Here is a 19,026-nt window from a genome sequence, read left to right on the forward strand (position 1 = left end):
GGTGCTTTGTAAAAAAGCAGCGATGTCACAAATTGAATTATTGAAGCCGTCGCGGGTAATTTTCGTGACGGCTTTTTGTTGTTTTTGAACAATTATTCCGCCATTCGAGGGGCAGGTGCTGCAACGCGGCGTTGTTATGGAAAAAATATAATAGTACTCTTTATGTCGACAAGAGGGATTTGGTTATGACGGATATAATTGCTTCTGCCGAGCGTAAGCGTGGCTCCGGCGTGAAGATGGTCTACGATCTGCTGCGCGACGAGATTCTCGATCTGGTTCTGCCACCGGGTAGTCCAATCGATGAGGTGCAGCTTGCCGAGCGGTTCAAGATGTCGCGCACGCCCATTCGCGAAGCGCTGGTGCGGCTCTCGGGCGAGGGGCTGATCGATACGCTGCCGAACCGTTCGACCATGGTGTCGAACATCGATTTCCTCAATATGCATACCTATTTCGATGCGCTGGTGCTGATGTACCGGGTGACGACCCAGCTTGCTGCCCAATATCACCGTCCGGAAGATCTGGCCGGCATCCGCGCCCATAATGCGGAATTTGCCATTGCGGTGGAAGAGCAAGACGCGCTGGCGATGATTTCCACCAATGCGGCCCTGCACCTTTCCATCGCCGAAGCCGGGCGCAACCCCTATTTCACCAGTCTGTTCAAGCGTCTGCTGGATGAGGGACGGCGCATCTTGCGGCTGTATTACCAGTCCTATGATGATCGCCTGCCGAAACGTTTCGTCGACGATCACGATGCGATCATAGCGGCGATCGCCGCGCGCGACACTGTTCTGTCCGAGAAACTGGCCCGCGAGCATGCCGAACAGATCGTGCAGCAGGTGCAGAAACTACTGGTGCGCAATGAGCGGCTGGAAATAAATCTGTAGCTTGTCGATTTCTTGTCGACAAATAAAATACAAGATTGTAATGTCCTTGTTGAAAGGGTGGCGCGAAGGTGCGTCCATTCCCGAAAAACTGTCCCTTAGGAGCTAGTAATGACGGCCAGCATTTTTTCCGGCGTGATTCCCGCCTTGATGACCCCCTGCAAAGATGATCGCACCCCCGATTTCGACGCGCTTGTCCGCAAGGGCAAAGAGCTGATCGCCGATGGCATGTCTGCCGTCGTGTATTGCGGTTCCATGGGCGACTGGCCGCTTCTTTCCGATGAGCAGCGCATGGAAGGCGTGGAACGTCTGGTGAAAGCCGGCATTCCGGTCATCGTCGGCACCGGCGCGGTCAACACGGCATCTGCCGTTGCGCACGCCGCCCATGCCCAGAAGGTTGGCGCAAAGGGCCTGATGGTCATTCCGCGTGTTCTTTCGCGCGGCTCGGTCATCGCTGCCCAGAAGGCGCATTTCAAGGCCATCCTTGCGGCCGCTGCCGAAACGCCCGCTGTCATCTACAACAGCCCCTATTACGGTTTCGCCACCCGCGCCGATCTCTTCTTCGCGCTGCGTGCGGAACACAAGAACCTCGTGGGCTTCAAGGAATTCGGTGGTCCGGCGGATATGCGTTACGCTGCTGAAAACATCACCAGCCGCGATGATGAAGTCACCCTGATGATCGGCGTCGATACTGCCGTTGTCCACGGCTTCGTCAATTGCGGCGCAACCGGCGCGATCACGGGCATCGGCAATGTTCTGCCGAAGGAAGTCATCCATCTCTGCAAGCTGTCGCAGGCCGCCGCCAAGGGCGATGCGGACGCCCGCGCCCGCGCGCTGGAACTGGAGCAGGCGCTCGCCGTCCTCTCCTCCTTCGATGAAGGCCCGGATCTGGTTCTCTACTTCAAGCACATGATGGTGCTGAAGGGCGACAAGGAATATACGCTGCACTTTAACGAGACCGATGCCCTCAGCGACAGCCAGCGCGGTTATGTCGAGGCGCAGTTCAAGCTGTTCAACAGCTGGTACGCCGACTGGAGCAAGCTTCCGGGTGCGGTTCAGGCCTGCAAGGCTGCCTGATTACTTTCTGCAGTGAAAAAGGCCCGCATTTGCGGGCCTTTTTTCGTTTTATGAGGTTCGATAGATATCCTTCGTCATGCCTGATTGGGTTCGGCATGACGAAGGACTGATGTCAGGAGACGGCGTCCATCCCCTGTTCCAGCAGCCGGTCGAGACCGGCGATTTCGGCGGCGGTCAAGGTAATGCCTTCGCTTTCCGATTTGGCGCGTGCAGTGAAGCGGCGGCCGGAGGGCAGGCGGGCTCCCTGGCCGATAATGGCGTCGAACAGGATTTCCGCCCGCTGGAAAGGATCGCCCGGACGGCCCTTGGCGAAGGCTTCCGGGGAAAAGGCGACGATAAGCTCGCCATGGAAGGGTGCAAGCGTTGTGGTGCCGAGATACTCCAGTACTTCGGGGCTGGTCAGGTCACCGATCATGATACCCGCGAGAAGCTCGATCATGGTGCCGATGGCCGAACCCTTGTGGCCGCCGAACGGAAGCATGGCGCCGGCAAGCGCAGCCTCCGGGTCGGTCGTCGGGTTTCCGTCGGCATCCACGGCCCAGCCTTCAGGCAAAGATTTGCCCGCGCGACGGTGCAGTTCTATCTCGCCGCGCGCCGCAACAGATGTTGCGAAATCAAAGACATAGGGTGAAGTGTTCTTACGGGGCCAACCGAAGGCGAAGGGGTTGGTGCCGAGCAGCGGCTTGGTTCCGCCAGTGGGAGCGACGGTGGAATAGCTCGGGCACATGACCAGACCCGCTAGACCGTTCGCTGTCAGCCCCTCGACTTCCGGCCAGAGCGCCGAGAAATGCGTGCAATCATTGATGACGAGCGCGGCGATGCCGGTGCGTTTCGCCCGCTCCACCAGAACAGGCAGGCCAAGCTCGAAGGCGGGGTTGGCAAAACCGCCATTGGCGTTGACTTTCACGATCGCTGTGCCGTCGTCTTCGGCCACCTCCGGCATCGCATCGGGCTTAACCTTGCCTGCCTTGACGGTGCGCAGGGCGCCTTCGATGCGGTAGATACCGTGCGATTTGCAGGCGTCACGCTCACCGGCAACAATAACCCGCGCAAGCGCTCCCGCCTGCACGGCATTGAGCCCCGCCTTGCGGAAAATCGCTTCGACCCGCTGAAAAAGCCCGTCGATGGTCAATGTGGTGTTGTCGCTCATCATAATCCTCCGATATTGGGCTCGCACATTTTGAATACATAAAGTATACAACGGTCATTCTATTGCAACTCGTCTTTTCGGCATTCTGCGTCCGGTGCCCATTCCTGCCACAAGCGCCGGGATGAGAGTAGGGCAGACTTGCCCAACCAGGGCGCCATTTTCACGTGCTCTTCGGTCCCGAATTGCAAGCTCGCTCCCGTAGCACTGTTCGCTGCTGCAAAAATTCTTTTTGTATACTCATTGTATTTTTATGTTGATTTATCGCCTCCATGGGGAAATAGTGACCTCGCCTTCAATGGCAGAGCAATTCTGGGAGCAAATCAACAATGAAAAAATCGGTCATCGTCGCCGGCCTGCTGGCCGCCACTTTCGCTATTACTCCGGCCAAGGCCGACAAGCTTGACGACATCATTTCGTCCGGTACGCTGCGCTGTGCGGTCGTGCTCGACTTCCCGCCCATGGGCGCGCGTGATGACGCCAACAACCCGATCGGCTTCGATGTCGATTATTGCAACGATCTCGCAAAGGCGCTCGGCGTCACGGCTGAAATCGTCGAGACACCTTTCCCGGAACGTATACCGGCGCTGATGTCCGGCCGCGTCGATGTTGGCGTTGCCTCCACGTCCGACACGCTTGAGCGCGCCAAGACGGTTGGCATGACCGTGCCTTACTTCGCCTTCGAAATGGCTGTCACCGCCAACGACAAATCTGGCGTCAAGTCCTTTGAGGACATGAAGGGCAAGACCGTCGGCGCGACTGCCGGTACGTTCGAAGCCATTGCGCTCGAAAAGACCGTCAAGGAATGGGGCGTGGGCGAGTTCCGTCCTTACCAGACGCAGGCTGATGTGTTCCTCGCGCTCAGCCAGGGTCAGATCGACGCCACCGTTTCAACCTCGACCGTTGCACAGGCCAACGTTAAGACCGGCAAATTTGCCGGCATCTCGGTGGTCGGCAAGGCACCTTATGACATCGATTATGTCGCTCTCTTCACCAACCGCGATGAATATGGCTTCATCAATTACCTGAACCTGTTCATCAACCAGCAGGTTCGCACCGGCCGTTACGCCGAACTCTACGGAAAATGGGTTGGCGGCGAAGTTCCTTCGCTCACCGTCAACGGCGTCTATCGCTGATCGGAACTTTTCCCAAACGGCGCGGTCGGATCGATCGCGCCGTTGATCGTTTCTGAAAAGGTGAGACGGTTATGTTCAATTATACATTCCACTGGAATCAGGCGCTGAAGGCTTTGCCGCAGCTGCTGGACGGTGCGGTGGTGACGCTGCAGATCGCGATCCTGTCGATGGTGATCGGTCTTTCCTGCGCCATCGTGCTGACCCTGTTCCGGCTTTCCGGTAACCGGATATTGGGTGCCATTGCCGCCGTCTGGGTGGAAATCGCCCGCAACACGCCGGCGCTGTTCCAGATTTACATGGCCCATTTCGGCCTTGGCAATTTCGGCATTCATCTCAGCCCCTATACGGCGCTTCTGGCCGGCATCGCCTTCAACAATGCGGGCTATCTTGCGGAGAACTTCCGTGGAGCGCTGAAGGCGATACCGGATACGCAAACGCGCTCCGGCCGTTCGCTCGGCATGACGTCGATGCAGACCTTCCGCCTCATCATCATGCCGCAGATGCTGCGCGTCGCCTTCCTGCCTGCCACCAACCAGATGGTCTGGGCAATCCTGATGACCTCGCTCGGTGTCACCGTCGGCATGAATACGGATCTCGCCGGTGTCACGCAGGCCTTGAACGCCCGTTCGTTCCGCACCTTCGAATTCTTCGCGCTTGCCGCGGTCATCTATTACGTGATCGCCAAGATCGTCACGCTTGCCGCCAGATTGCTGGCCGCTCGTCTGTTTCGTTACTGAGAGAGGTGCGCCATGTTTGAAACCGCTCTCACCTGGAGTGATCTTGCCTTCCTTGCCAAGGGCGCGGGGATGACGCTTGCCGTCACCGCCGTTGCCGTGACGGCTGGCACCCTCATGGGTATCATCTTCGGTGTCATCCGCTTCCAGCTCGGGGCCTATTGGTCGCTGCCGCTGACCTTCGTGCTGGATGTTTTCCGCTCCGTGCCGCTCCTCATCCAACTGGTGCTTGGCAATGCCTTCCAGTCGATCGCCAAGCTCGGCTGGCCGCCATTCACCACCTCATGCGTGGTTCTGTCGCTTTATACGGCGGCCTACTGCACCGAGATCGTGCGTGGCGGCATCGAAGCGGTGCCGTCGAACACGCGCCGCGCCTGCCGTTCGCTCGGCATGACCTGGTCGCAGGACATGTGCTACATCGTGCTGCCGCTTGCAACTCGCGTGTCGTTGCCCGCCTGGATCGGCCTGACACTCGGCGTCATGAAGGATTCGGCGCTCGTGCTGTGGCTCGGACTTATCGAGCTTCTGCGTGCCTCGCAGATCCTCGTCACGCGCCTGCAGGAACCGCTGACCATTCTCATGATCTGCGGCGCCATCTATTTCCTTATCAGCTTCCCCATCGCCCGTTTCGGCGGGTATCTCGAAAGACGGTGGTCCCCCAATGATTGAGATCGAAAACGTCCGCAAATCCTTCGGCCCGCTGGAGGTTCTGAAAGGGATCAACCTGACCGTCAACAACGGCGAGGTCGTCACTATCATCGGTGGTTCCGGCTCCGGCAAGTCGACGCTGCTGACCTGCATCAACGGCCTGGAGCCGATCGATAGCGGCAAGATCGTCATCGACGGCACCGAGGTGCATGCCAAATCGACCGACCTCAACAAGCTGCGTCGCAAGGTCGGCATCGTCTTCCAGCAATGGAACGCCTTTCCGCATCTGACGGTGCTCGAAAACGTCATGCTGGCGCCGCGCAAGGTGCTTGGCATTTCGAAAGAGCAGGCCGAGGAAATCGCGGTCAAGCAACTGACCCATGTCGGTCTTGCTGAAAAGCTGAAGGTCTATCCGAACCGCATGTCTGGCGGTCAGCAACAGCGTATGGCGATTGCCCGCGCTCTTGCCATGTCGCCGGAATATATGCTGTTCGACGAAGTCACCTCAGCGCTCGATCCGATGCTGGTGGGCGAAGTGCTCGATACGCTGAAAATGCTGGCCGACGAGGGCATGACGATGATCTGCGTCACCCATGAAATGGCCTTCGCCCGCGATGTGTCGAACCGTGTCGCCTTTTTCCATCAGGGCGTGATGGCGGAAATCGGCACGCCGGATCGGCTTTTCGGCGCGCCGCAGCACCCCGAGACGCAGAAATTCCTGTCGAGCGTGCGGTAATGTCTGCAAACAATGTCATCGTCATAGGGGCCGGCGTTGTCGGCCTCTCGGCAGCTATTGCCGCGCAGGGACGCGGCCTTTCGGTCACGGTTATCGATCGCGAAGGCCCGGCGGCCGGCGCTTCCGCCGGTAACGCCGGTGCCTTCGCCTTCACCGATATCCTGCCGCTCGCATCCCCCGGCATTCTCTGGAAAGCGCCGAAGTGGCTTCTCGACCCGCTCGGGCCTCTCAGCGTACCGCCTGCCTATGCGCTGAAGATTGCACCATGGATGTTCCGGTTCTGGCGCGCCTGTGCCGCCTCGAAGGTTGAACATTCCACCACCGCCCAGACGGCGCTGATGGACCTGTCGAAATCTGAACTTGAGCCGTTTCTCAGGAGAACCGACACGATTGCCATGCTGCGCAAGGAGGGCAATCTCCAGGTCTATGAAAGCGAAGCCGAATTCGAAGGCTCGCTTGCCGGCTGGAAGGCGCGCGAGCGTCATGGCATCGAGTTCCGGCACCTCAATGCCGAGCAGATGGCCGAGATACAGCCCGGCATCGCACCGCGTTTCACCTGCGGCACCTTCACGCCCGGCTGGCATTCCATCGCCGACCCGAAGCTCTATACGCTGGCTCTTGCCGAGCATTTCCGCAGCATCGGCGGTCGTATCGAACGTCTCGACATCGCAGCGCTCAGGCCGCTGGAAGACGGTGTGGAAGTGGTGAGCCATGACGGGCGCACTCGCAAGGCCGGCAAGGTGGTATTGGCGGCGGGCGCGTTTTCGCATCGCATTGCCCGTTCGCTTGGGGAAAAAATTCCGCTGGAAACGGAACGGGGGTATAATACCACCCTGCCTTCAGGCGCCTTCGATCTGCGCACGCAGGTGACCTTCGGCGGTCATGGTTTCGTTGTCACGCGGCTTTCGACCGGCATTCGCGTCGGCGGTGCAGTGGAGCTGGGCGGGCTCGAGCTTCCGGCCAATTTCGCCCGCTCCGAGGCGCTTCTCGCCAAGGCGGCAAGTTTTCTGCCAGGCCTGAAAACCGAAGGCGGCAAGCAATGGATGGGTTTTCGCCCGTCGCTGCCCGACAGCCTGCCGGCGATTGGTGCGGCGCGCCACACGGCGCGGGTGGTCTATGCTTTCGGTCACGGCCATCTGGGGCTGACGCAATCGGCCGGCACGGCCCGCATCGTCGCCGATCTACTGACGGGGCAAAAACCCGCCATCGATACAAGGGCATTTTCGCCACAACGTTTCTAGAGAATTTTGGCTTTTCTCCGAAACGCAAAAATTCTCTAGTTTTTTTTACGCATTTTCCAGACGTAAAACCGCTACGCACTTTTACTGGAAATGCTTTTGGGGAGATTTTCGATGTCTTCTTCCGGTTCGACAACAGCCGTTCCTCAGGCGCGCAGCATCCTGCCGGGCGCGGCTGAAGGCGTGGTGATCGCCACGACTGAGGCGCTGAGTTTCTGGGGCGGTGTCGATCCCGCCACAGGCAAGGTGATTGACGTGCACCACCCGCTGCACGGCGTCTGTCTCACCGGCGGTGTGCTGTTCATGCCGTCAAGCCGTGGCTCCTGCACCGGTTCTGGCGTTTTGCTCGATCTCATCCTGACGGGCCGCGCACCCTCAGCGCTTGTCTTCTGCGAGGCCGAAGACGTGCTAACGCTAGGCGCACTGATCGCTTCGGAAATGTTTTGCAAGCCCATGCCGGTGCTGCGCCTGGACGCGGAGAATTTCGCGCGGTTCTCTCAAGCCTCTCATGTGCGTATCGATAAAAATACCATTGAGGCTGATGGCGTTTCCCTCGCGATCGCGCCGCCTGCGACGACGCATCTCGATCTCAAGAATGACGACAGGGCAATGGTCGAGGGCCGCGACGGCATTGCCGTGCAGCAGGCCATGCGCATCATTGTCGCCATGGCCGCCCAGCAGGGGGCGTCAGCGCTCGTCGATGTCACGCAGGGTCATATTGACGGCTGCATCTATGCCAGCCCCGCCAATCTCACCTTTGCAGAGAAGATGGCGGAGATGGGCGCAAGCGTGCGCGTGCCGACGACCATGAACGCCATCTCGGTGGACAAGGCGCATTGGCGCGCGCAGGGCGTGCCGGAGGATTTCGGCGATCCCGCCGCAAGGCTGGCAGATGCCTATGTACGCATGGGCTGTCGCCCCACCTTTACCTGTTCGCCATATCTGCTCGACAGCGCGCCGCAGGCCGGCGACATGATCGCCTGGGCCGAATCGAATGCCGTGATTTTCGCAAATACGGTTCTCGGCGCACGCACGGCCAAACATCCGGATTTTCTCGATCTCTGCATTGCCTTGACGGGCAGGGCGCCATTGTCCGGCGTCTATCTTGAGGAAAACCGCCGACCGCAACGCATTGTCGATGTCGCTTTGCCTGAGGATATCAATGACGCCTTCTGGCCGCTCATCGGTTATCTCGCTGGCAAGGCAGCCCCCGATTGCATTCCGCTTCTGCGCGGTCTTGGCGCAGCAAAGCCTTCGCGGGATGATCTGAAGGCGCTCTGCGCCGCTTTCGGCACCACGTCTGCGGCTCCCATGCTGCATATCGAGGGCGTCACCCCGGAAGCGGGACTGGAGCCGGTCGAAACGGCGGAAACCGTCACAGTTTCGCTTGCTGATATGGCCGCAGGCTGGTCGCTTCTGAATGAGGGACCAGAGGATGTGCAACTGGTTGCCATCGGCAGCCCGCATGCCTCGCTGGAGGAATGCCGCGCGCTGGCGTCCGCCTTCAACGGACGCAGGCGTCATGCAAATGTTGCCGTCATCGTCACTGCCGGACAGCAGGTCATCGACGCAGCAGAACGGGACGGCACCCTGCAAAGCCTGCATGACAGTGGCGTCCAGGTACTGCCTGATCTGTGCTGGTGCTCGATTTCCGAACCGGTCTTTCCGACCAGGACGCGCGCGCTGATGACCAATTCGGGCAAGTACGCCCACTACGGTCCTGGCCTCAGCGGCCGCGCGGTGCGTTTCGGCAGCCTTGCCGACTGTGTTGAAAGCGCACTGACCGGCCGTGCTATTTCCCGTCTTCCATCCTGGCTTTCCTGAGGAGCACTAAATGCGCAGTATCAAGACAGTTCACGTCATCTCCGCCCATGCGGAAGGCGAGGTGGGTGATGTGATCGTGGGCGGCGTGAGGCCGCCGCCGGGCGAGACGATCTGGGAACAGAGCCGTTTCATCGCCCGCGATGAGACCCTGCGCAATTTCGTGCTCAACGAGCCGCGCGGTGGCGTGTTCCGCCACGTCAATCTTCTGGTGCCGCCAAAACATCCTGACGCGGATGCCGCCTTCATTATCATGGAGCCGGAAGATACCCCGCCCATGTCGGGCTCCAACTCCATCTGCGTTTCCACCGTGCTTCTGGATGGCGGTATCGTGCCAATGCAGGAGCCAGAAACCCATATGCTGCTTGAAGCGCCGGGCGGGCTTGTGAAGGTGCGTGCCGAATGCCGCAATGGCAAGGCCGAACGCATTTTCGTGCAGAACCTGCCGAGCTTTGCCGCGAAGCTCGATGTAGAGCTTGAGGTCGAGGGTCTCGGTACGTTGAAGGTGGATACGGCCTATGGCGGCGACAGTTTCGTCATCGTCGACGCCGAGGCGATGGGCTTCAGCCTGAAGCCGGACGAAGCGCATGAGATTGCCCGTCTCGGCGTGCGCATCACCAATGCGGCCAACAAGGCTCTGGGTTTCGAGCATCCCGAAAACCCGGATTGGCGTCATTTTTCCTTCTGCCTGTTTGCGGGCAAGGTAGAGCGCACCGCTGAGGGCCTGCGGGCAGGTGCCGCCGTTGCCATCCAGCCGGGCAAGGTGGATCGCTCACCGACCGGTACGGCGCTTTCGGCCCGCATGGCGGTGCTGCATGCACGCGGTGAGATGAAAGAAGGCCAGACGCTGACGGCCGTGTCGCTCATCGGCTCCACCTTTACCGGTCGCATTCTGGGAACGGCAACGGTGGGCGACCGCCCGGCCATCCTGCCGGAAATTTCCGGCCGCGGCTGGATCACCGGCATTCACCAGCACATGCTCGATCCTTCCGATCCATGGCCGGAAGGATATCGTCTGACGGACACTTGGGGCGCTCGATAAGGACGATACACCGTACTTCCCTCATCCCTGTGACCAGCACAGGGATGAGGGAGGGACCTCACCCGCCCACCCGCTTCGTTGTCTCCCTGACGATCAACTCGAACCCGACATCCACCCGCGCACCTTCGGGAACGGCAGCGCCTTTTTCCGCTTCCAATATGGAAAGCAGCAATTCGCCCGCTTTGCGGCCGATCATCTGGGCGTCTACACGGATCGTTGAAATCGCCGGATAACATTGCCGGCCGATGTCGAAATCGCCGAAGCCGAGGATGGAAATCTGTTCGGGAACGCGAATGCCGCGACGATGACACTCCATCAGTGCGCCGACGGCGGAAATATCGGAGACCGCGAAAATGCCTTCGACATCCGGCGCCTTCGCCAGCAACGAGCCGAGCGTTTTGGCCCCATGGTCGTAGGAGACTGGGGCGCTGCCCTCGCGGATGATGAGGTCGTCGGCAATGCCGGCTTCGCGAAGTGCAGCACCAAAACCGAGCAGGCGGCTTTCGCCGCGCCAGTCCTTTACATCGCCATCCGCACGCGATCCCAGTGCGCCAATTCTCTTAAATCCAAGCGATATTAAATATTTGGCGGCGTTTCTTCCCACTTCGTAGTTGGAAAAGCCTACCGCATGGTCGATGGGATGTTCGGGAACGTCCCAGATTTCGACAATCGGGATGCCGGCGCGCATCAAAACTTCGCTCGCCATCTTGGTATGCACCGTTCCGGCAACGACTATGGCGTCTGGCCGGCGCTCCATCATGGTGCGGATGACGCGCTCCTCCTCCTGGAGATCGTACATGGTATAGCCGATCAGCAGTTGATAGTCGGCGGCGCGTAGCGCGTTGGCGAGCCCCTGTGCGCTGTCGGCGAAGTTGGAGTTGGTGAGCGTCGGCAGGATGGCGGTGATGAAATTGGTGCGTCGGGAAGACAGCGAACCGGCGATCCGGTCAGGCACATAGCCAAGCTTCTCGATAGCCTTCATCACCTTCTGGCGCGTGTCCTCAGACACCAGCGCCGGATCGGCCAGCACCCGCGAAACGGTCATCTTGGAGACGCCCGCGAGTTTCGAGACGTCGCTCATGGTTGCTTTTTTTGACGTGACTAACGCTGCGGCCAAGGGCGTGCGCTCCACCAAAGCATGTCTCCCTGAATTAGAACCGGTTCAGGACAAGACATACACGAAGATATCAAGGGAAAGCACGCCGCATGATTGCAGATCGGTGCGGCGTGCACCGGATTTATGCGATGCGACGGTAGACGAGGTGATAGAAACGCCCGTCGCACATGCTCATCATCTCGTCCGTCAGCACCCGGCCTTCCAGTCTGACCGGCGAAACCAGCGCTTCTTCCACAGCCTCAATCGACGGATAGTCGATTTCCTGCACCATAATGATGGCCGCCGCGTCCGGGTCCGTACGCTCGGTGCGCATGACGCGCACGGCCTGCGCGTTCGGCATGCGTTTCCAGACCGGCAGAAGCTTTTCCTCGACAATGCGGAAAAACTCCTCCTCCCGACCGGCGTGGATCTTGCCTTCAAAAATTGCCGAGCGTGTATACATGGTTCCCTCCCGAATGAATGCCCGATGCAACAGTTCTGTAGATCGGACTTGCAATGATACCGATAACATGCATTATTGATCCTGCCAAGAACGCGAAATGGTGTCGACCAGAGGAAAATCGATAACCAGCCAAAATCATTGAATTTCATGGGGAATTCTAACAGTTTTGGATCTTCGCGTCTTCTTGGGAGGAGTTTTTTGCAAATCGGGTTGAAATGTTATCGAGAACATTTTTCGGTTTGCGCAAAGGCCGCTGTTCCCGTGCGGACGGCAAATAAAGGGTTGGAGGAGAAACCATGAGCATTTCCAGATTTTTGAAGAACATGACCGTCGCAGTCGGTGTTGCCGCAGCAACGCTTGCCGCGACCACTTCGGCCCATGCCGTCTCGCTCAGCGAGATCACCGCGCGCGGCAAGGTCAAGATCGGCGTTCTCACCGGCGCGCCGCCGATGGGTATGGTGGACGAGAAGGGCAATCCTTCCGGATATGACGTTGATGTCGCCAATCTGATCGGCTCTTACCTGTCGCTGCCGGTCGAACTGGTGCCGCTGACGCCGCCGGCCCGCATTCCGGCGCTCCAGACCGGCAAGGTCGATTTCCTTGTCGCGACGCTCGCCCCGACCGGTGAACGCGCCAAGACCGTTATGTTCACGCAGCCCTACAGCGCCTTCAACATGGACATCATCTCCGGCAAGGACCAGAAATTCGAAAATCTCGACAGCCTCAAGGGCAAGCGCGTTTCGGTCAATCGCGGTTCCTCGCAGGAAACCGCGCTGCGCAAGGCCAATGTCGAAGGTCTCGAAATCGTCGTCTACGAAGACGATTCCACCAGCGCCCAGGCTCTGCTTGCTGGTCAGGTGGATGCCGTCGCCCTGCCGTCCACGGTGGGTGAGGCGATCATCAAGCAGCGTCCGGAAGCCGGTCTGCAGGTCGGTTTCACCTTCTTCCAGCAGGGCAATTCCATGGCGACGAAGATTGAGGATTTCGAGCTGCGTCAGTGGCTGAACACCTCCATCTATCTCATGAAGATGTCGGGCGATCTCGACCGCATCTCGGTGAAGTGGACCGGCCGTCCGCTGCCGCAACTGCCTAGCTTCTGATTGAGCCATTCAACGCGCCCGCCGGGAGAAATTCCGGCGGGCCGGGAAATGTCCACGGAGTGACGCATGTCCTATACATTTCAATTCGGCGCGCTTGCCCAATATCAGAACGAATTGTTGAGCGGCATATGGCTGACGATCAAGCTATCGGTCCTCTCCATCGTGCTCGGTTGCGCTTTCGGCATTCTTTTAGCCTCGCTGCGTTCCATCAATGGCGGTATCGTCCGCATCATCGTGGACGGCTATGTTGAGGTGATCCGCAACACGCCATTTCTTGTGCAGCTTTTCATCGTCTATTTCGGTCTGCCGGGGCTCGGCTTTCGCGTTGGAGCCGATACGGCAGCTCTGATCGGCATGACGATCAATCTTGCCGCCTATTCCACGGAAATCATCCGCGCCGGCATCGAGGCGGTTCACAAGTCGCAGATCGAGGCGGGCGAGGCTCTGGGCTTCACCAAATATCAGATCTATCGTCACGTCATCATCGTGCCTGCCATCGCCAAGGTCTATCCTTCGCTGTGCAGCCAGTTCGTGCTGATGATGCTGGCATCGAGCATATGTTCGGCCATCTCCACCCATGAGCTTGCGGCCGCCGCTGCCTTCGTGGAATCGCAGACCTATCGCTCCTTCGAGGTCTATATCGTCGTCACGCTCATCTATCTTGCGCTGGCGCTCAGCCTGCGGCTCATCCTTGCCCTTGTCGGCATGTGGCTGTTCGGCCGCCGCGTGGCGCGCAAGACGATGACCGCCTTGCCGGAGGTGCAGTCATGACACTCAGAACTTTCGGCTGGAACGAATTCGGCTTCCTGCTCACCGCCCTGCAATGGACCGTGCTTCTGACGATCATTGCGCTCATCGGCGGCGGCCTCGTCGGTTTCTTCGTGGCGCTTGCCCGCACCTCGGATCTGAAGGCGCTGCGTATCGCTGCCGGCACCTATATCCAGGTCATCCAGGGCATTCCGGTGCTGATGATCCTGTTCCTGTCCTATTACGGCCTAAGCCTTGCCGGACTTGAACTGCCGCCACTGATTGCTGCCGGCGCATCGATGACGATCTATACGTCGGGTTATCTCGCCGAAATCTGGCGCGGCTGCATCCAGGCGGTGCCGAAGCAGCAATGGGAGGCGTCCGAGTCGCTGGCTCTCACCCGCGCCCAGCAATATCGCTACGTCATCCTGCCGCAGGCGATCCGCATTTCCCTGCCGCCGACCGTCGGTTTTGCCGTTCAGGTCGTCAAGAATACGTCCATCGCATCAATCATCGGTTTCGTCGAACTGGCGAGAGCGGGGCAGCTTATCAACAATGCCACGTTCCAGCCGTTCCGCGTTTTCGTCGCGGTGGCCGTGCTTTATTTCATCGTCTGCTACCCGTTGTCCCAGCTGTCTCGTTGGCTGGAAAGGAGGCTTCATGCCGGAAGTAATCGTTGAAAACGTTCACAAGAGCTTTGGCGCTCTGGAAGTCCTTAAAGGCGTGTCGCTGACGGTCGGCCGTGGTGAAGTTTTCGCCCTCATCGGCCGCTCCGGCTCCGGCAAGAGCACGCTGCTGCGCTGCATGAACGGGTTGGAGAAGATCAATTCGGGCCGCATCGAAATTGCCGGCCATGCGCTGGGCGGAGATGCCACAGCGCTGCGCAAGCTGCGCACCGATGTCGGCATCGTGTTCCAGAGCTACAATCTTTTCCCGCATCTGACGGTCGGCGAAAACATCATGCTCGCTCCGCGTATCGTCAAGGACGTGGCAAAGTCGGAAACGAAGGACATTGCCCGCGAGGTTCTGCAACTCGTCGGCCTGTCGGAGAAATTCGATTCCTATCCCGACCAGCTTTCCGGCGGCCAGCAGCAGCGCGTGGCGATTGCCCGTTCGCTTGCCATGCGGCCGAAGGTGATGCTGTTCGACGAGGTGACCTCTGCACTCGATCCCGAACTGACGGAGGAAGTGCTGACGGTCATGGAAAACCTCGCCAAGGGTGGCATGACCATGATCCTTGTTACCCATGAAATGGCCTTTGCACGCCGTGTGGCGACCGAAACCATCTTCATGCACAAGGGTAAGATCTGGGAACAGGGCCGCTCGGTAGAACTCTTCGCCAATCCGCAAACACCGGAACTCCGGCAATTCGTCAAGGCCGATGTGAAATAGCGCCTGATCCACAAGGACATATCCATGACTACTGAAATCGTACAACTGTGCCCGCTGATCCCGGCACTGGAACAAGAACTCGCGCAGCGCTTCACTGTTCATCGCCTGTTTGAGGCGGCAGACAAGGTGGCATTCCTTTCTGAAAAGGGTACTGCAATCCGCGGCGTCGTCACCGGTGGCCATATCGGCCTGCCGGCGGATATCGGCGCCGCACTCCCCAATCTCGAGATCGTCGCCATCAACGGCGTCGGTTTCGACAAGGTGGATTTGGCGGAAGCCAAGCGACGCGGTTTCCGCGTTTCCAACACACCGGATGTTCTGACGGCGGATGTCGCTGACCTCGCGCTCGGTCTTGTTCTGGCGCAAGCGCGCAAGCTGCCGCAGGCTGACCAGCATGTGCGCACGGGGCAGTGGCTGAAGGGTGATATGGGCCTTTCCACCCGTGTGGCCGGCCGCCGCTACGGCATTTTTGGCCTTGGCCGCATCGGTCAGGCTATCGCCAAAAGGCTGGAAGGCTTTGATGCGCGCATTTCCTACACCGCCAGAAACCGTCGCGACGTTCCCTATGATTATCACGACAGCATCGAGGCTCTGGCCGCCAATTGCGACGTGCTGATCATCGCCGCCGCCGCCACCGCCGAAACGCGCCATATCGTCAACGCGGATGTGCTGAAGGCTCTCGGTCCCCAGGGTGTGCTCGTCAACGTGGCGCGTGGTTCGCTTGTGGATGAAAAGGCACTGGTCGAGGCGCTTTCGAGTGGCACGATCGGTGGCGCAGCGCTTGACGTCTTTGAGGATGAGCCACGTGTGCCGGAGGCGCTTTTCGCCTTCGAAAACGTCACGCTCGCGCCGCATGTCGGCAGCGGCACGCACCAGACCCGGCGCGCCATGGCCGATCTGGTTCTCGCCAATCTCGACGCGCATTTTGCCGGTAAAGAGCTCCCCACACCTGTCGTGTGATGGATAAGCAATTGACGGTTGCAGTCAAACGCTGCAGCCGTTGCAGCTCATGAGATTGGCTACGAAGTCCTGCAGCTCACGGTTCAGTGCTATGAAGTATTGAATGGGAAAAGCTTGTTTCACGGCGCAGATGCGCCGTGGCTCAATGCCAGCTCAAGGCTGGCATGTTGCAGGAGAGGTTTTGCCTTTGCCGACAATCTGATCGCGCGGTATTTGTCGCGCCATTTCGCTTCAATCCCCCGCCGCCGTTCATATTTATATAATATGTATAATCCTACTATTCTGCTTCCTTATACAGTAACGAGGCGGATAGTTGCGTTCCAAAGGCCCGAAGTCACGCTTGCAGAACCGGCCGCCGCGGACGAAGTCCGATGCGCCGCCATCCGACCGGCATGCGCTGCTTGAAGCGATGATCGATCATGTGCCGGATTTCATCTACGCCAAGGACCTGGAAGGCCGCTTTCTTTTCGCCAACCGTGCCATCGTCACCGAAAACGGCTTCGACACAGTCGAGGAACTGATCGGTCTCACCGATTACGATATTAACGGCGATGCGGCGCAGCGTGCCGGCATTCCAGAGACCGAGGCGCGGGTGATGCGCACGGGAGAGCCGGATCTCGGTTTTGAGGAACGCGCAATGCGCGGCGATATCGACCGCTGGCTGATGATGTCGCGCGTGCCGCTTAAGGACAAGAACGGCGCGATCATCGGTGTGGTTGGTGCATCCAGGGATATTACCCAGAAGAAAGCCTCGGAGCGACTGCTTCAGGCGCAGGCGCATATTCTCGAAATGATTGTTGGGGCGGCGCGTATCGAGGATTTTCTCGAAGAATTCGTGAAAGCCATCGAAAACCTCGCTACGGGTCTTGCCTGCGCTGTTCGCGTATTCGATGCCGCGGCCGGCGAACCCTCGGTCTATGCCTCACCGGCGCTTTCACAGCATGCGGGGGTGACAGCACTCATCTCCAGCGTCAGCGATCCCGAAAGCCTGACCTATCCCGCCGGTAATGTGGCCTTCAGTTTCGATATTCCCGCCAGCGAAGGCAATGCGCACGGTTTCGTCTGGTGCATGTTGGCGGGCCGCACACCGGATGCGGGGCTTTTGGAGTTCATCGCCGCCGCCGCGCGCATGGCGGGTCTTGCGATCGATCGCAAACGGGCGGCGGAACATATCGCGTTTCTTGCCGATCACGACATGCTGACACGGCTGCCCAATCGCCGCTTTCTGGATACGAGACTGCCGGAGATACTGGCAGCATCGGCAAAAGCGAAGCGGCATGTCGGCATCGGCTTTCTTGATCTCGATAATTTCAAGCAGATCAACGATACGCTCGGCCACAGCGTTGGCGATGCTTTGTTGTCCAAAACGGCTGAGCGCATCTCGCGCAGTCTCGGTCGAAACGATCTGGTGCTACGGGTGGGCGGGGATGAGTTCGTCATCATTCTGCATAAGCAGAAGGACGATTTCGAAAGCCGCCTGCAACATATCCGGGCTGCGGTCTCGCAGCCGCTGCGCCTCGGCAACTACGATATCAAGGTCACATGCAGCATTGGCATGGCATTTTTCCCGGAGCACGGGGAAACCACGGCGGAAATTGTCGCTGCGGCCGATCTTGCGATGTATGAGGCCAAGCATAGCGGGCGAGATGGCATTGCAACCTTCACGCCGCGTATGGCGGACGATCTGCGGAAGAAGTTCACCCGCATCGAGGAATTGCGCAAGGCGGTAGAGAGAGATGAGTTCGTTCTCCACTATCAGCCGCAGGTCGATCTTCTGACCGGTCGCATCAGCGGCGTGGAGGCGCTGGTGCGCTGGCAGCACCCGGTGGAAGGTCTGCTCGGCCCCGCGGAATTCATCGGTCTTGCGGAAGAAACCGGCCTCATCGTGGAACTTGGGGAAAGCGTTCTGAAGAAAGCCTGCCTTCAGGCCCAGGCATGGTGCAATGCCGGGCTGCCGCCCGTCAAAATGGCGGTCAATATTTCACCCAGGCAATTTCAGGGCGGCCTTGTGGAGCAGATCAGGTCTGCGCTCACGCAATCCGGCCTTGCACCGTCTCTGTTAGAAATCGAGATCACCGAAACCCTCATCATTCAGGATGTGGAAACATCCGTGCGGATCATGCGCGTCATCAAGGAGATGGGCGTCAGCCTGGCACTGGATGATTTCGGCATTGGTTATTCCTGTCTCGGCATGCTCAAGACCTTCCCCCTGTCGTGCATGAAGATAGATCGGTCGTTCCTCACCCATCTGCCGGAAAAAACCAAGGACAGCGCCATCGTCTCCATCATGATCCAGCTTGCGGGGTCTCTGGGCATCGATGTCATTGCCGAGGGCGTCGAGACCGGCGAGCAGGCAGCGTTTCTGCGCGCTGCCGGCTGCCCCTATGGGCAGGGTTATTACTTCAGCCGCCCGGTGCAGGCGGATGCGATCGACGCAATGTTGGGGAATATGATGACTTTCCCCGCTGGTCTATCGAACGACATGCAATAATTCCCACCTCGGTGGCCGGCCTCTAACCGGATTCGCCGGGCGCGAATTGGCGGAAGGCACGTTGCGCTGTCTTTGCCGCATAGTGGCGTCGGGAGGGAGTGCGGCTATATCACCCTTCTTGCGACCCCACGCGGCATCAAAAGCCCTCATCCCCTCATCTTCATCCATGAAACTTGATGCCTTTCCCAAGCGATTGCGGGATTGGGCGCAAGTTTGTTCTAGTATTATAATTCAAAAATATTAGAACTAATTTGCGCTATAACTAAGTAATAAATATCGAAATCACCAAATAAAACAATTATATATTGTATATTAAA

Annotated in this window: 18 protein-coding genes; 15 read left to right on the top strand and 3 right to left on the bottom strand. The window is 59.0% G+C overall.

The genetic code is table 11. From position 1 onward, the window contains the following. The first annotated feature begins 185 nt into the window (after positions 1-185). Both GH784_RS08940 and GH784_RS08945 read left to right on the top strand, forming a co-directional pair. Complete coding sequence (locus tag GH784_RS08940) at positions 186-884, top strand: GntR family transcriptional regulator (protein ID WP_004431295.1); 699 nt, start codon at positions 186-188, stop codon at positions 882-884. A 108-nt stretch (positions 885-992) separates the two neighbouring features. Next, positions 993-1,958 carry a dihydrodipicolinate synthase family protein gene (locus tag GH784_RS08945; RefSeq protein ID WP_153793374.1) on the top strand — a complete coding sequence of 322 codons (966 nt, stop codon included), beginning with the start codon at positions 993-995 and terminating at the stop codon, positions 1,956-1,958. 112 nt (positions 1,959-2,070) lie between these two features. Here GH784_RS08945 and GH784_RS08950 read toward each other — a convergent pair whose 3' ends face one another. Continuing rightward, positions 2,071-3,108, bottom strand: coding sequence for an Ldh family oxidoreductase (locus GH784_RS08950; protein ID WP_111788460.1), 1,038 nt, complete (start codon positions 3,106-3,108; stop codon positions 2,071-2,073). Positions 3,109-3,434: 326 nt separating this feature from the next. On the opposite strand from GH784_RS08950, the gene GH784_RS08955 reads away from it, so the two are divergent. The 7 genes from GH784_RS08955 (at position 3,435) to GH784_RS08985 (ending at position 10,460) form a co-directional block, all read left to right on the top strand. Further along, positions 3,435-4,241, top strand: a complete 807-nt coding sequence (locus tag GH784_RS08955; RefSeq protein ID WP_013761084.1) for an ABC transporter substrate-binding protein — start codon at positions 3,435-3,437, stop codon at positions 4,239-4,241. A gap of 71 nt (positions 4,242-4,312) precedes the next feature. Next, on the top strand, positions 4,313-4,978 hold the full coding sequence (locus GH784_RS08960; protein WP_019566704.1) for an amino acid ABC transporter permease: 666 nt from the start codon (positions 4,313-4,315) through the stop codon (positions 4,976-4,978). Between the two features lie 12 nt (positions 4,979-4,990). Continuing rightward, on the top strand, positions 4,991-5,644 hold the full coding sequence (locus tag GH784_RS08965; RefSeq protein WP_038495415.1) for an amino acid ABC transporter permease: 654 nt from the start codon (positions 4,991-4,993) through the stop codon (positions 5,642-5,644). After that, positions 5,637-6,359 carry an amino acid ABC transporter ATP-binding protein gene (locus GH784_RS08970; RefSeq protein ID WP_019566705.1) on the top strand — a complete coding sequence of 241 codons (723 nt, stop codon included), beginning with the start codon at positions 5,637-5,639 and terminating at the stop codon, positions 6,357-6,359. Before GH784_RS08965 ends, GH784_RS08970 begins: the two co-directional genes overlap by 8 nt. Further along, entirely contained in the window at positions 6,359-7,600 is a 1,242-nt protein-coding gene (locus GH784_RS08975; RefSeq protein WP_038495419.1) for an NAD(P)/FAD-dependent oxidoreductase, read from the top strand. The genes GH784_RS08970 and GH784_RS08975 overlap by 1 nt, the downstream gene beginning before the upstream one ends. A gap of 111 nt (positions 7,601-7,711) precedes the next feature. Further along, positions 7,712-9,421, top strand: a complete 1,710-nt coding sequence (gene lhpI / locus GH784_RS08980) for a cis-3-hydroxy-L-proline dehydratase (protein ID WP_153793375.1) — start codon at positions 7,712-7,714, stop codon at positions 9,419-9,421. Positions 9,422-9,431: 10 nt separating this feature from the next. Next, positions 9,432-10,460 carry a trans-3-hydroxy-L-proline dehydratase gene (locus tag GH784_RS08985; RefSeq protein WP_111801916.1) on the top strand — a complete coding sequence of 343 codons (1,029 nt, stop codon included), beginning with the start codon at positions 9,432-9,434 and terminating at the stop codon, positions 10,458-10,460. 58 nt (positions 10,461-10,518) lie between these two features. Here GH784_RS08985 and GH784_RS08990 read toward each other — a convergent pair whose 3' ends face one another. Together GH784_RS08990 and GH784_RS08995 are read right to left on the bottom strand one after the other, a co-directional pair. Then, positions 10,519-11,541, bottom strand: a complete 1,023-nt coding sequence (locus GH784_RS08990) for a LacI family DNA-binding transcriptional regulator (protein WP_019566709.1) — start codon at positions 11,539-11,541, stop codon at positions 10,519-10,521. A gap of 157 nt (positions 11,542-11,698) precedes the next feature. Then, entirely contained in the window at positions 11,699-12,019 is a 321-nt protein-coding gene (locus tag GH784_RS08995; RefSeq protein WP_004431319.1) for a hypothetical protein, read from the bottom strand. A gap of 296 nt (positions 12,020-12,315) precedes the next feature. Here GH784_RS08995 and GH784_RS09000 point away from each other — a divergent pair, with 296 nt between their 5' ends. From GH784_RS09000 to GH784_RS09025, 6 genes are all read left to right on the top strand, one after another. Then, a complete protein-coding gene (locus GH784_RS09000) occupies positions 12,316-13,119 on the top strand; it encodes a transporter substrate-binding domain-containing protein (RefSeq protein ID WP_004431321.1) in 804 nt (267 codons plus the stop codon). 66 nt (positions 13,120-13,185) lie between these two features. Further along, positions 13,186-13,890, top strand: a complete 705-nt coding sequence (locus GH784_RS09005; protein ID WP_004431329.1) for an amino acid ABC transporter permease — start codon at positions 13,186-13,188, stop codon at positions 13,888-13,890. After that, positions 13,887-14,546 carry an amino acid ABC transporter permease gene (locus GH784_RS09010; protein ID WP_003505666.1) on the top strand — a complete coding sequence of 220 codons (660 nt, stop codon included), beginning with the start codon at positions 13,887-13,889 and terminating at the stop codon, positions 14,544-14,546. Before GH784_RS09005 ends, GH784_RS09010 begins: the two co-directional genes overlap by 4 nt. After that, entirely contained in the window at positions 14,527-15,258 is a 732-nt protein-coding gene (locus GH784_RS09015) for an amino acid ABC transporter ATP-binding protein (protein ID WP_153793376.1), read from the top strand. The genes GH784_RS09010 and GH784_RS09015 overlap by 20 nt, the downstream gene beginning before the upstream one ends. Positions 15,259-15,282: 24 nt before the next feature. Further along, a complete protein-coding gene (locus tag GH784_RS09020) occupies positions 15,283-16,218 on the top strand; it encodes a 2-hydroxyacid dehydrogenase (protein WP_153793377.1) in 936 nt (311 codons plus the stop codon). A gap of 340 nt (positions 16,219-16,558) precedes the next feature. Next, a complete protein-coding gene (locus GH784_RS09025; protein ID WP_112752926.1) occupies positions 16,559-18,709 on the top strand; it encodes a putative bifunctional diguanylate cyclase/phosphodiesterase in 2,151 nt (716 codons plus the stop codon). Positions 18,710-19,026 lie beyond the last annotated feature (317 nt).

Source organism: Agrobacterium tumefaciens (assembly GCF_009649785.1).
In the GTDB taxonomy this organism is placed as follows: Bacteria; Pseudomonadota; Alphaproteobacteria; order Rhizobiales; family Rhizobiaceae; genus Agrobacterium; species Agrobacterium tumefaciens.

What these genes read in the sequence shown, in the direction of transcription:
- GH784_RS08945 (WP_153793374.1), top strand. Translation starts at nt 993, where the DNA reads ATGACGGCCAGCATTTTTTCCGGCGTGATTCCCGCCTTGATGACCCCC.
- GH784_RS08940 (WP_004431295.1), top strand. Translation starts at nt 186, where the DNA reads ATGACGGATATAATTGCTTCTGCCGAGCGTAAGCGTGGCTCCGGCGTG.
- lhpI (WP_153793375.1), top strand. Translation starts at nt 7,712, where the DNA reads ATGTCTTCTTCCGGTTCGACAACAGCCGTTCCTCAGGCGCGCAGCATC.
- GH784_RS08975 (WP_038495419.1), top strand. Translation starts at nt 6,359, where the DNA reads ATGTCTGCAAACAATGTCATCGTCATAGGGGCCGGCGTTGTCGGCCTC.
- GH784_RS09020 (WP_153793377.1), top strand. Translation starts at nt 15,283, where the DNA reads ATGACTACTGAAATCGTACAACTGTGCCCGCTGATCCCGGCACTGGAA.
- GH784_RS08965 (WP_038495415.1), top strand. Translation starts at nt 4,991, where the DNA reads ATGTTTGAAACCGCTCTCACCTGGAGTGATCTTGCCTTCCTTGCCAAG.
- GH784_RS08990 (WP_019566709.1), bottom strand. Translation starts at nt 11,541, where the DNA reads ATGAGCGACGTCTCGAAACTCGCGGGCGTCTCCAAGATGACCGTTTCG.
- GH784_RS08950 (WP_111788460.1), bottom strand. Translation starts at nt 3,108, where the DNA reads ATGAGCGACAACACCACATTGACCATCGACGGGCTTTTTCAGCGGGTC.
- GH784_RS09005 (WP_004431329.1), top strand. Translation starts at nt 13,186, where the DNA reads ATGTCCTATACATTTCAATTCGGCGCGCTTGCCCAATATCAGAACGAA.
- GH784_RS08970 (WP_019566705.1), top strand. Translation starts at nt 5,637, where the DNA reads ATGATTGAGATCGAAAACGTCCGCAAATCCTTCGGCCCGCTGGAGGTT.
- GH784_RS08985 (WP_111801916.1), top strand. Translation starts at nt 9,432, where the DNA reads ATGCGCAGTATCAAGACAGTTCACGTCATCTCCGCCCATGCGGAAGGC.
- GH784_RS09015 (WP_153793376.1), top strand. Translation starts at nt 14,527, where the DNA reads ATGCCGGAAGTAATCGTTGAAAACGTTCACAAGAGCTTTGGCGCTCTG.
- GH784_RS08955 (WP_013761084.1), top strand. Translation starts at nt 3,435, where the DNA reads ATGAAAAAATCGGTCATCGTCGCCGGCCTGCTGGCCGCCACTTTCGCT.
- GH784_RS08960 (WP_019566704.1), top strand. Translation starts at nt 4,313, where the DNA reads ATGTTCAATTATACATTCCACTGGAATCAGGCGCTGAAGGCTTTGCCG.
- GH784_RS08995 (WP_004431319.1), bottom strand. Translation starts at nt 12,019, where the DNA reads ATGTATACACGCTCGGCAATTTTTGAAGGCAAGATCCACGCCGGTCGG.
- GH784_RS09000 (WP_004431321.1), top strand. Translation starts at nt 12,316, where the DNA reads ATGAGCATTTCCAGATTTTTGAAGAACATGACCGTCGCAGTCGGTGTT.
- GH784_RS09010 (WP_003505666.1), top strand. Translation starts at nt 13,887, where the DNA reads ATGACACTCAGAACTTTCGGCTGGAACGAATTCGGCTTCCTGCTCACC.